The sequence below is a fragment of the Dermabacter sp. HSID17554 genome, assembly GCF_003989295.1.
GTDB lineage: Bacteria > Actinomycetota > Actinomycetes > Actinomycetales > Dermabacteraceae > Dermabacter > Dermabacter vaginalis.
Genome location: NZ_RBLW01000002.1, coordinates 125,584 through 137,301 on the forward strand (window position 1 = coordinate 125,584; position 11,718 = coordinate 137,301).

The 11,718-nt window shown below is 62.3% G+C and carries 9 protein-coding genes; 3 read left to right on the forward strand and 6 right to left on the reverse strand.

Translation table 11 applies throughout. The features are described from left to right. The first annotated feature begins 38 nt into the window (after positions 1–38). Positions 39–1,490: a bifunctional UDP-2,4-diacetamido-2,4,6-trideoxy-beta-L-altropyranose hydrolase/GNAT family N-acetyltransferase gene (locus D8M36_RS03615; RefSeq protein WP_238638370.1), complete on the forward strand. Its 1,452-nt coding sequence runs from the start codon at positions 39–41 to the stop codon at positions 1,488–1,490. Here the strand turns inward: D8M36_RS03615 and pseI are convergent. The 4 genes from pseI to D8M36_RS03635 are packed head-to-tail and all read right to left on the reverse strand — an operon-like array spanning position 1,471 to position 7,827. Continuing rightward, a complete protein-coding gene (pseI, locus tag D8M36_RS03620; protein WP_126846808.1) occupies positions 1,471–2,541 on the reverse strand; it encodes a pseudaminic acid synthase in 1,071 nt (356 codons plus the stop codon). The two genes, D8M36_RS03615 and pseI, sit on opposite strands and share 20 nt — an antisense overlap. Positions 2,542–2,576: 35 nt before the next feature. Continuing rightward, a complete protein-coding gene (locus tag D8M36_RS03625) occupies positions 2,577–3,605 on the reverse strand; it encodes a hypothetical protein (RefSeq protein ID WP_126846810.1) in 1,029 nt (342 codons plus the stop codon). Between the two features lie 5 nt (positions 3,606–3,610). Beyond that, positions 3,611–7,048, reverse strand: a complete 3,438-nt coding sequence (locus D8M36_RS03630; protein WP_126846812.1) for a glycosyltransferase family 4 protein — start codon at positions 7,046–7,048, stop codon at positions 3,611–3,613. Between the two features lie 26 nt (positions 7,049–7,074). Continuing rightward, entirely contained in the window at positions 7,075–7,827 is a 753-nt protein-coding gene (locus D8M36_RS03635; RefSeq protein ID WP_126847379.1) for a glycosyltransferase family 2 protein, read from the reverse strand. 150 nt (positions 7,828–7,977) lie between these two features. Here D8M36_RS03635 and D8M36_RS03640 point away from each other — a divergent pair, with 150 nt between their 5' ends. After that, a complete protein-coding gene (locus tag D8M36_RS03640; protein WP_238638372.1) occupies positions 7,978–8,865 on the forward strand; it encodes an ABC transporter permease in 888 nt (295 codons plus the stop codon). Further along, a complete protein-coding gene (locus D8M36_RS03645) occupies positions 8,858–9,718 on the forward strand; it encodes an ABC transporter ATP-binding protein (protein WP_065248557.1) in 861 nt (286 codons plus the stop codon). The genes D8M36_RS03640 and D8M36_RS03645 overlap by 8 nt, the downstream gene beginning before the upstream one ends. Positions 9,719–9,810: 92 nt before the next feature. On the opposite strand, the gene D8M36_RS03650 is transcribed toward D8M36_RS03645, so the two are convergent. Together D8M36_RS03650 and D8M36_RS03655 are read right to left on the reverse strand one after the other, a co-directional pair. Continuing rightward, positions 9,811–10,428 carry a response regulator transcription factor gene (locus D8M36_RS03650; RefSeq protein ID WP_126846814.1) on the reverse strand — a complete coding sequence of 206 codons (618 nt, stop codon included), beginning with the start codon at positions 10,426–10,428 and terminating at the stop codon, positions 9,811–9,813. Further along, complete coding sequence (locus D8M36_RS03655; protein ID WP_126846816.1) at positions 10,425–11,645, reverse strand: sensor histidine kinase; 1,221 nt, start codon at positions 11,643–11,645, stop codon at positions 10,425–10,427. Before D8M36_RS03655 ends, D8M36_RS03650 begins: the two co-directional genes overlap by 4 nt. Between the last annotated feature and the right edge of the window lie 73 nt (positions 11,646–11,718).

Here is an 11,718-nt window from a genome sequence, read left to right on the forward strand (position 1 = left end):
GTTGTGACGCTACCGATGAGGGCGGCAGTGGACATTTAGTGAGAGCCCTTTCGGTCGCCGACGCCGCTGTTCGCGGGGGCTACTCGGTGTCGTTGGCAGGTTCGATTCAGTCGCCGCTCGCGCGTCAGTTAGTTGCGCAGGCACAGATCCCGGTTGTGCCGGCCAAGAGCGATCTGGGCGAATTGGCGGCAGAGCAGGGAGCTTCCATTGTTCACGTGGACGACTACGCGGTGGGCAACGAGGCTCGCGGGCAGGTGCACGGGTGTGGCGCGTTGCTGTCGTCAATGGAGGATGGCAGTTACGGCCAGCGCGACGCCGATGTGATGATCGATTCGACGATCGGCGCGGAGCTTACCGATCGTGAACGGGTGGCGGGCGGCCGCCAGCTGCGAGGGATCACCTATGCGCCGATGCGCAGGCAGGTGTTAGCTGCCAGAGAAAGCCGTAAGAAGCACTTCACGTCATCAGCCGTTCCGCGAGTATTGATCGTCATGGGGGGAACCGACGCGACGTCTGCGGCAGCCACGATCGCAGGGCTGTGTGCTTCCCTCCCACAGCAGCTCGAACTTACGGTGATCGCCCCCAAGCGCCATTGGCAGGCTGTCACTGAAACCGCGGGCTCGGGGGTGGAGCTCTTGGAGCCGACTCCCGCGTTCTTGGACATCGCCGCCACGATGGATGTCGTGATTAGTGCTGCCGGGACGAGCGCATGGGAGCTTGCGTGCATCGGTGTGCCGACCTTGCTCGTTGCGGTCGTTGATAACCAAAAAGCGGGCTATGCCGCTGCGATCGAAGCAGAAATCGCGAGTGGCTTGGGCACTCTTGAAGAGATCCGCACGAACCTCGATCAGGCCGCTGTGCGTTTGGCGGATTTTATCGCCGCTCTCGATGCGGGAGAGGTGAGCACCAGCGAAGCCACGTCGAAGGTGGATGGTCGCGGAGCTGACCGCATTGTGCAGGCTTGGAGCGACGCTTTCGATGAGCGGTGCGCAGCAGCTCAAGGTTCTGACCTTGCTCACGGGGCAGGTGCGGCGATCACCGTGCGCCATGCCACGATGGATGATTGCCTCCATCTGCTTCGCTGGCGAAATGACCCAGCGACCAGGGCGGTTTCTCGCTCAACTGAGGCCATTGGGTTGGATTCTCATGCCCCCTGGCTTGAACGCACGCTTCAGCGTGACGATCGTGAACTGCTGATCGTTGAAGTCGAGGGGCGCCCCGTGGGAATGGTGCGGTTCGATGCAGAAGATTCCGCGTGGGAAATCTCCATCAACATGGCGCCGGAGTCTCGCGGGCGCGGGTTCGCCCGGAAGGCTCTTTCGGAAGCGGAACAGCTTTTTTTCCGACGCCACCCCGGTTCGAGGATAGTGGCGTTGATCCGCGCGGATAACGCAGCTTCCGCAGGCCTGTTCGATCGGGCCGGCTATGTGCCGTGGCCCGATCGAAACGAGCCTGAGTTCGGAGCTTTCCTTAAATCAGATCCCAGCTGAGGGCGGTCCCTTTAGCGGCGTCTGCCCTGAAGGTACGGCCCATCACCGTATCGTAGTAGCGAGGCTCGAGGCCGCCAGCGGGGCGAATAGAACGCACGTTCTTTTCGGTGACGACATCGCCGGCACGGACATCCTCAACCACGTACAGGGAGCGGCGTAGGCGCTGGCTTTCGGCTTCGCTCGCAACGGGACCGATGTGGACGTCGCCGATCGCGAGCCAGGCCGCGTAGGATTCGTCGACGAGCGCCTTGAGCTCTTCGGGCTCCAGGGAGAAGTCGGAATCCACGCCGCCGTCGGCGCGACGAAGGGTCACGTGCTTTTCGAGGATCGAGGCGCCGAAGGCAACGGCAGCGACGCTCACGCCGATGCCCTTGGTGTGGTCGGAAAGCCCGCTGACCACGTTCCAGGTGTCGCGCAATACCTCGATCGTACGGAGGTTCGAGGCATCCGCAGTTGCCGGGTAGGAAGAGGTGCAGCCTAGAACGGCGATGTTGTCGTTGCCTTCGGCGCGGATCGTCTCCACGGCAAGGTCGATGTCGGCCGCATTGGCGGCACCGGAGGAAAGAATGATCGGCTTGCCGGTTCGCGCAACGGTGCGAAGCAGCGGGATGTCACCGATCTCGAGCGATGCGATCTTGTACAGTTCGACATCCAGATCCTCGAGCAGGTCAACGGCTGTGGCGTCGAAGGGGCTTGAGAAGGGGACTAGTCCGTGTTCGCGGGCGCGCTCGAAGATCGGCTCATGCCACTCCCACGGTGTGTGTGCCTCTTGGTACAGGCTGTAAAGGTTGCGCCCACCCCATAGGTCGTGGCCGGCGCTGATCTGGAAGGCGGGGCCGTCGGCATCGATCGTGATGGTGTCTGCCGTGTAGGTCTGGAGTTTGACCGCGGGGGCGCCACTCTCGGCGATCGCATCGACGATCGCGAGGGCGCGGCCGAGATCGCCGTTGTGGTTGCCCGACATCTCTGCGGCGACAAACGGGCGGTGCCCTTCGCCGATCGTGTGTTTTTTGAGTTCGAGTGACTTAGATGTGTGCTGATGTTGCGACATGCCCCCGATCATACCGCCGCCTGGAGTATCGCTTTTTAAGCGTGGCGACGTGACCTTGAGCGCTCGTTGGTGAGGGGAGTTGGCAAGAGATCGGTCTTAGCGATTCGCGGGAGGGGGCCGGGTAGGTGGCTGAGAGGATGTTTGAGAAACGCAAGGGGCGAGTTTCCCGACCCTGCGTCTTGGGCGCCGTCGGGCCGTTTGACAATGCCCAACACCGCACCTGCCTTTCGCAGGGGAGCGCCGCACCAGTAGTCAAACCAGGGCCTCACGTGAGGCTTATCCCAACCAAGAAGTTCACGCAGCTCATTGGGCTCGCGCATGTCGTTGATGCCCAGTTCCGCAAGCGCAATGTCGGTTCGCGCCTCGACGGAACTCGATCCAAAGAATTCTGGCCACACCTGTTGCGTCCGGGTCGAGACGGTGGTGCCGAGTGAGCCGACTGCTACCGCTGGCCCGTAAATGTCAGTGGGGGTTCCTTCTGCCGCGGCGTACACGACCGCGGTGGAAAGCTGATTGGACACCACACGGTTCGCTGCTCGCACGAGGTACAGAATTCGGCCCAGGAAATTTGGGTCACGCCGGTCACCGGCGCTGACGACTTCGTGACCCTGATCCTTCCACACCTGCACTGCTGCCGGGTCCGCCAGGTCTTCGGGGTGTACGCATACGACTGCGGGGCCTTCGCGACGGGCAAGCTCCTCGGCGAAGCCGCTATTGGCGCTATCGATTTTCACGAGTCGCGTGGAGTGCACGGGAAAGGCGACAGTTTTCCCAAGGGGCTTGAGACACACCTCGCGCGCGAGAGCGCTGAGGTATAGCCAGGGCGCCCCGATAGCAGTCGTGGGGAATTGGTCGCGTTGGGCGTCCCACGCGCGCGAGTGGTGACTCCACACGAACCGGCGAGCAGTCCGGGGGAGCTTCGCGAAATCGGAAAAGTGTACGAGCGTGGGTGAGGCGACGGTCCAGCCGTGTTGAACCAAACCGTTAATGTGCCTCACCGACTTCTCACCCGCGTAACGGGCGAGGGCCGCACTGTGGCCGTAGTAGTGGTTTTGAATGTCCATGGCTGTCAGCCAAAGATTTCGTGCCGGGATTCTGGAACAGTGAAAGGCACGAGATCCGCGGGGGACTGCGCGAGGCGGAAGAGGCCGGACTCCACATCCTGCAACGTTTCCTCGTAGCCCGGAACCTCAATTACGAAGGTGGGTTTGCCGAGCGCTGCGGATTCCCACAGAGAGGTGGAGAACGTTCCCACGCTCATCCGAGACTTACTCACGGTGACCAGGGTATTTTCCGTGGCGATGTCGACGCGGCCTTCGAGCCCCGCCGCCGCGACCTCCTTGCCAATAATGGCGCGCTGTGCAGGGTGGGGGGCAACGACGATCGAAAGCTCGAGGCGTTCGTCAGCGATTCGTTTGACAAAGGCCAGGATCCGTCGGAGCACTCGCGGTTGGGAGATCACGCAAACGTCCCAGCGTGGTTCGTCGCTGCCGACGGCCTCCTGGGCGGCGACAAAGTCGCTTTGTTCGCGTGGGACGATCACGCACTCGTCGTAGACGTTGGTCCGTTCGGCCCACATGGGCGACCAGGCATGGAATCGGCTTGCGCCGTAATGCGGGGTGCCGCCGAACCAGAAGCTCGGTGCGTACCTACTAGTGAGCGCGTATTGAATATCGCCCACGAGTGCACCAGAGCGCTGCGCCGCGTTTACGATGCCCGCGCGCCAGTGGCTCGAGGCGATCATGACCTCTTCGGGCTTCACTCGTTCGAACACCGGGGTGAAGAAATCGCGTTCGAATTGGAACTTCGCCAGACGGTTGCGCAGGTGGTCGCCGAGGTCGACGTTCATGCCGAGCGCTGAGCTAAGGGCCTCCTCGAAGGGGCGCGCATCGACTTCCGGTACACGCAAGTGTGACCAGCGCTGGCGCCAGTGTCGGCGCCACTGGTCGAACTCAGCGAAGGGGTAGACGAGCGGGGAGTTTTCGACGCCGGGGTACCCGTTGGCATCGGCCTGCACGACAAACAGGGTGCTGTCATTGACATAGGGCGCCGTGCGGTATCCGCTCTGCCCGCGACGTACGTAGTCGAACACAACGGTGCGAGCCTGCGGAGCTCTGGTAAGTCGCTTGGGGCCGTCGTACTCAGATTTCACCGGGGTGCCGATCGCCTCAGCTGCGCCCCACAGGCCAAGGGCTTCGGCAAGCTGAATCACGAGGGCCGAGCGGCCAAGCTCCCACAGGTAGACGCCGTCGCGGGAGGTGATGTCGAAAAGACCGTACTCGCGTTCAGCCTCGCATAGGCGGTCAAAGAACTCGCCATAGGTGAACGGAGACGAGAAGGTGCGGGTGGAGAGTCCATCGCGCAGACGCACCTGGTCGTACTCGCCTCGCACGAGGACCGACGGGGCGTGGGTGAGCGTCCCCGTCTCGACCGCGACGGCGCCCGCCGTGTTGACGGGGGTGTCGAAGTTGTCGGTGCCGCCCGTGACCGGGAACCACGGGTGGGTGCCGATTTCGCGATGCGGCGCGGCGGGTTCTTTGACGGCGACAGCATTGCGCAGCAGCTTCAAGCCGGATCCCGCGTACGACTGAGCGACGCGAGTCACGTTTGTCACGAGCTTGTTGGAAAGCCCAAGCGTCTTGCCGAACTCGCGAAGGCCTTGGCCGAGCCCGCCGTCGGATTGCGTAGTGTGTGCCTGCGCTTCGGGCTCAGGGCTCTGTGCAGGAACAATCGATTTCGGTGCATTGGGCGTCGCGGTGGTGCGAGCCGCCGAGGTGGCAGGGTTTGCGGCCTGTGCCGGCCGCTCCTTGGTACGTGCTGCTTGCAGCTGCTTGTTGAGTTCGGTGGCGACCTGGCGAACTTTCCAGGAGACAGCTTCGGCACCCTTATCGAGGAAGGATACGAAGGCTTTCGGTGTCGTGGACCAAGACACGTGCTGGGCCCCGCCCTGGGCGGCGTGAAGGGTGTCCACAGGGGTGTAGTCGGCATCGCGGCGCAGGTGACCAAAGATCTTGAGCTCATGGCGGGTGGTCGTGTGGCCGAGGTAGTGGCGCTCTTGAGAGCCCGGTTCTGCGGTATAGGAAATGACTTCCTTACCGAAGGCAGGGAACTGGATCAGGGTTTCGCGGGTGGCTTGTGCGCCACTCCCACGCTTTGCGATGCGCTGTTTCACCGTGGGTGTACTCGTGCGTTCGGAGTTATCGATCTGTACGTCACGCAGAGGAGCATCGCCCTTGACGGTGATCTGGTGGTAGCGCGAAAGGCCTCGCCATTTTACGCGGTGGTTGATTTGCTCAGTGGAGATAGGCTCCTCGCCATTCGTGGCGAAGGCGGCGGTGAGGTCGATCGACCTGCCGTGTGGTCCAAGGAATTCTTGGTAGCGCTTGCCCACTGCTTCTTGCGAGAAGTTCGCGTTGTAGCGCTCACGGCCGGCAGCACCAAAGCGCTCGCGCATGGAGGCATCGGCACTTAACTGGCCGAGTCGCTGAGCGAGGAGGTCGACGTCGAGCATGGGAATAAGGAAGCCGGTGTGGCCATCCTCGATGGCTTCGCGGGCGCCGAAGTCAAAGTCGTAAGCGACCACGGGCAGTGAATGACTCATCGATTCCAGCAATGGATACGGGAAGCCTTCGGAAAGTGACGTCATGAGGACGATATCTGCTTCGGAGTACACGTCCTGTTCGGAACCGTATCCGCAAATATTCACGCGGTCGTTAAGTCCGAGCTGTGAGATTTCCTCGCGCACCGCACTCACGTAGGGGTTGAGCGGGTGCGCCGAACCCCAGAGGCTCAACCGCACCGAAGCGTCGTCGATTTTCGCGAGTGCGCGCACGGCATCCAGTTGGTTCTTGCGGTGCTGAAGAGAAGCCGGGAGAACGATATTCACTCCCTCGTGCGACATACGCGGGATCGCCGTTTTTCCCTCGCCCGGAAAGTTCGGGATGAACACCACGTTGGATTCGCCAAAAAGGTCGAGGAACTGCGCGCGCAAACCATCGGCCACGGTCTGCAGGCGGTCAATGCTGCGGCGCACTGACTTCAAAGGTTCCCACAGTTCCTTGTGGTGAGCGTAGTCGCCGTGAATTTGGAGAATCGTGTGCGGGCGACGCTTCGCATCCCCAAGCGCGTATTGGAAGGCGAGAACCTGGGCGGGGTTGGTGAAAATGATCGTGTCGTCTTCATCAAGAACGTCGTTGAGCTGACGAAGAACCGCCACCTGGTTTGCGGTGAAGGAGAACCGCAGAGCTCCGAGGTTCCCCGAGTACTCCGGGTAGACGCCGCGGTGTAGAAGCGAGCCTCCCTCGGCGGGTAGGGAGCGCACTGTGAAGGCAGGGATGTTCTCGTCTAATGGCCATGACGGGAGCATTCGCTCCCACACGTTGCCGCCACCCAGAAAGGCCATCACCGCGACGGGGTAGCCCGACTGATGCAGGCCATTCGCCAGTTGCACCACTGACTTGTGGTATCCCGTTGGCCCCGCCAACTCATTCGTGCAAATCAGAATCATGTCTCGCTACCTAACCATGCGGTTTTTTAAATCTTGGACTTCTTCAGTGCGGCCACAGAACTTCTCGTCAAGTACCAAGCGGCTTTCAATCGTGGCACACCTTCCTGCTCGCGTAGCACGCGCCACACCGCCCGGATCGCTCGGAGTCGATCATCGGAGTGAGAGCCTTCTTGCTCGGCGCGGTAGAGGGCGAGAGGTTCATGTACGCCGTGTGCTGCCCCATGTTCGCGCGTGATCGAGAGCCATAGAGCCCAATCTTCGGCTCCGGGACGGTCCGGCATTGTGACGTCACCAGTCACTTCGAGATTAACCATGGCCGTCAAGTTGCCGATTTGGTTGCCGGCGAGAAGATCGTCGTGTGTGAGTTTCGTCGGTACGCTGACCACGCGCCCTTCCGGCTCGAAGTCCGCAGCGCTTGCGTGGTAATCCGGTGCGATGCGGTGGTAGGAGCTGTAGATCAGCGGAGCTCCGGTACGTTCCGCGCACGCAATCTGGCGCTCAAGTTTGTGCGGCAGCCACATGTCGTCTGCGTCGCAAAACGCCAGGTAGCGGCCTTTTGCGGTCGCGATCCCCGTGTTGCGCGCCGCCGCGGGGCCACCGCTTTGTGACCGTCGTTTGAGACGTACTCGATCATCGGTTTGGGCAAGGCGGTCGGCGATCGCTGCGGAGTCGTCGCTAGAGCCATCGTCAACGACCACAAGCTCCAGATCGGGTACCGACTGCCTTAGAATGCTTGTCATCGACTGGTGTAAAGTCGCAGTGCCGTTGAAAACCGGCATGATGACACTCACGAGCGGCGACGATGGATCACGGTGGTTCACACCGACCGATCATAGCGAACACAGCGTTGAGACTGTGAGCCGCAACGTCAGGCCCATAGGAGCATAAATTTGGCTGAGACCAAGCCCCAAGTGGAGTTATCTCCACGATTGAGTTCTGCGGAAGCAGCGGAACTCGCGAGTAAGTCGGGCCTGAGGGAGATGGGCGTCCGGCCGCCGCTCGGGCGCTACATCGCGCAGGTGTGGCAGCGCCGCTCGTTTATTTGGCATCTTTCCGCCTCCCGCGCCTACTCCCGTAACCAGGGGTCTTACCTTGGGCAGGCGTGGGCAATTCTTCGTCCCATTTTGGACGCAGGGATCTATGTGGTGATCTTCGGGTTCCTTTTCCATGGCAGCGCCCCAGGTATCGATAACCGCGCGGCCTTCATCACCATCGGTACGTTTAGCTACACCCTTTTCCAAACGTCGGTGATGTCCGGAATCAACTCGATTCCCACGAATATGCAGCTCATACGCTCGCACCGCTTTCCGCGAGCGATCGTGCCGCTAGCCTCCGTTATGACTGAAGTTGTGCTTTTCGTGCCGATCCTCATCGCCATGATGATCATGGCGATGGTCACCGGGCTTTTGCCTGGTATGGGCCTCGTGGTCCCCACGTGGTCGTGGCTGCTGCTGCCCTTTGCTGCGGTGTTGTTGGCGACATTCTCGGCTGGCGTGACCATGTTTTTCGCCCGGCTCGGTGCACGTGCCCCGGACATCGCCAATGCTTTGCCGTTCTTCCTCACCCTGGGCCGTTATGCCTCAGGCGGCATGTTCCTCCTGAGCGCCATGGTGCCCGACAGCATGTGGATCAAGCCGATTCTCCTTCATCAGCCGCTCACGGTGTACCTGGACTTGTTCCGCGCTGTTTTCGGCAATGAGGCCCTCATCCCCATGACGCCGATGTTGTGGCTCGAAGCCATCGTGTGGGCGGTGGGCACTTTCGCGGTTGGCTTTGTGTTCTTCTGGCGAGTCGAGGAGACCTACGGACGTGACTGAAGATATTGACTTCGAAATTGACCCGAGCGTTCTTCCGAAAAAGGTCAAGCGTAAGCCTCTCGGGCCGCCGTCGGTGATCGCTGATGACCTCTACATCACCTATCGCGTGTTCGGTGGGCGCCGGGGCGGTACGGCAAAGCAGCGCAAGAGCCTGTGGGATAAGGCGATTAGCCTGGGGCGCCCCAGCACTGGCCCCATCACCCATGTGCCCGCGGTGAAAGGCGTATCGTTCGTAGCTCATCACGGTGAATCCGTGGCGATTCTCGGCACGAATGGTTCGGGTAAATCGACTCTCCTGAGGGCGATCGCTGGGCTGCTGCCGCCTACTGAAGGTCGTGTCTACACCTCGGCTGAGCCGGAACTACTTGGCGTCAATGCAGCGATGCTGCCGCGCCTCACCGGCGAGCGCAACATCATGATTGGCGGCCTCGCCCTGGGCCTCTCCTCCAAAGAGGTGCGTGAGAGCGTGGAGCACGTGGCTGATTTTGCCGAGCTTGGTGACTTCCTCTACTTGCCGATGACCTCATATTCCTCGGGCATGGCCTCGCGCCTACGGTTCGCGATCTCCACGATCCGCAGTCCTGAGATCCTCATGATCGACGAGGCACTTGCCACGGGCGACGCCTCCTTCCGCAAGAAGAGCATGGCCAGGATCGAGGAGATCCGCGAGTCGGCCGGTACGGTCTTCTTCGTGTCCCATTCGCTCGCCTCCGTGCGCGCCATGTGCACGCGTGCGCTCTGGATCGAGAAAGGCGTGCTCGTAGCCGACGGCGACGTGGATGAAGTTGCCGACGCCTACCAGGAGTTCGTGGATCGCCGCACGAATGCGTCTTCGGGAGCGAACCTCAAGTAGTAACCGTTTGGTGCCTTCAGCTTGAACCGCGGGTGTCCAAGGGCCTCTGGGCCTCGTGACCGTGTCGTTCTCGATCCGCACGCTCCGTGCGGTCATGACGAGAGCCAGCCCCGTTCGCGCGCCACGGTGAAGGCTTCGAAGCGGTTGGCCGCACCCACTTTTGCCATCGCGTTCGAGAGGTAGTTTCGGCAGGTTCCCGCCGCAAGGTGTGCTTCGGAGGCGATGTCATCGATCGAGAGGCCCCGCCCCGCTAGTTCCAGTAGTTCCCGCTCGCGGTCCGTGAGGGGGCTGTCGCCCTCGTTGATCGCGAGGGCCGCTGTTTCGGGGTCGAGGTAGCGCCGCCCGGCGTGGACGGTGCGGATGGCCGCGGCGAACTCTTTCGCGTCCGATGTTTTCGGGAGGAATCCCGCGATACCGCGCTCGAGCGCGCGCTTGAGGGCTGCGGGGCGTGCGTGGCTCGTCACGATGAGCACCTGCACACCGGGGTGTTTCTCGCGCACGCGATACGCGGTTTCGATGCCGTCGATCCCGCCAAGCTGCAGGTCGCACACGAGAACGTCGGCGCCGTCGGAATCTCGCGCCCACCACTCGAGTACCTCCTCGCCCGAGCCGCACACGGTGGCGATCTCGAAATCCTCTTCGAGCCCGAGCAGGGTCGCGAGGGAAGAGGCAACGAGGGTTTCATCGTCGGCGATGGCGATGCGGATCATGCGCTCTCCTCGGGTGTGTGGGTGGGGGCGGGTCCGACGCTTGCCGGCCCCTCGTCGAAGCTTAGCCGCACGGTGAAGTGCGGGGCGTCATGCTCGACGGTGATGCTTCCGCCCGCTACGGCCACGCGGCGGCGGAGTGACTCGAGGCCTGAGAGCGGGCCGGGGCTCTCATGCGCGCCGTCGTTCGTCATGGTCACGCTGCCCTCGGCAAGAGTGAGGTGTGCGGTCGTGGCGTGGGAGTGGCGGAGGATGTTGGTGGTGGCTTCGCGGACGAACCAGGCGGCATCCTCCCGGCGGCCTTCGGGAACGTCGAGTGAGTCGCCGTCGACGTGGACGTTGATGCGTGAGGCGTCAAGAAGCGCGCGAGCCTCGGCGATTTCAGTGGCGAGATTGATGTGCCGGTAGCCGTGGGCGACGGCGCGCATGTCGGCGGTGCTGGCCTTCACGAGGTCTTGGAGTTCGCGAAGTTCCTTCATGGCGTTCCTATCGCCACGTTCGACGAGGGCGATCGCCACCTGTGTTTTGAGGCTGATCGCCGCGAGCCTCTGCCCCATCGTGTCGTGAAGCTCTTGGGCGAAGCGGAGTCGTTCCGAGCTGACGTGGAGTTCGGCATCGAGCTTGCGGGCCCGGTCAGCGTCGCGCAAAACGTCGAGGCCCCAGAAGGCGGAGAGGGTGGCGGTGAGGAAGATGAGGGGAACGTAGATCGACGAGAGGACGGTGACGGCGTCAATCCTGAGCTGCGTTGCGCACGTGAGAAGGGCAGCGACGGTGACGGCGATCCACTTGTGTCGCATCCACGGCGCGTGGGCGAGTGCAAAGAGCGCGGTGCACAGAATCGCGTAGGCGCTAGCCCACGCCCCGATCGAAACGGGCGCGAGCACGGACACGAGGATGCACACGATCCAGCTCACGAGCACCAGAATGAAACTGACCTTCGCCCCGGGCGCGCGTCCTGGCCTTTCTGGGAACAGCTCGAGTGCGGGTTCGCGTAGAAGAGTGATGCTCACGAGGAGCGTGAGGGCGGCCGTGCCGACTGCCCACAGCAGAGGTGTGAGGCCCGCATGCTTCGAGGTTGTTGCCGTGATACTGGGGATAGCGAAGATGAGCCAGGTGACGGGTGCCGCAAGCGCGACGGACCACTTCGTGTAGAGCGCGTATTTCTCCATGCTGCGAACGCGCGCCGGTTCTGCAGTGTGATCGCCCGTGGCGGTGCTCATGCGGTGTCCTCTGTTCGTTGGCGGAAAAGGGGAGACTGGCGGGGCCTAGAGAAGCCCCACCAGTGTCCCACGG

Coding starts and splice junctions, on each gene's coding strand:
- D8M36_RS03635 (WP_126847379.1), bottom strand. CDS start 7,827: ATGCCGGTTTTCAACGGCACTGCGACTTTACACCAGTCGATGACAAGC.
- D8M36_RS03650 (WP_126846814.1), bottom strand. CDS start 10,428: ATGATCCGCATCGCCATCGCCGACGATGAAACCCTCGTTGCCTCTTCC.
- pseI (WP_126846808.1), bottom strand. CDS start 2,541: ATGTCGCAACATCAGCACACATCTAAGTCACTCGAACTCAAAAAACAC.
- D8M36_RS03630 (WP_126846812.1), bottom strand. CDS start 7,048: ATGATTCTGATTTGCACGAATGAGTTGGCGGGGCCAACGGGATACCAC.
- D8M36_RS03625 (WP_126846810.1), bottom strand. CDS start 3,605: ATGGACATTCAAAACCACTACTACGGCCACAGTGCGGCCCTCGCCCGT.
- D8M36_RS03655 (WP_126846816.1), bottom strand. CDS start 11,645: ATGAGCACCGCCACGGGCGATCACACTGCAGAACCGGCGCGCGTTCGC.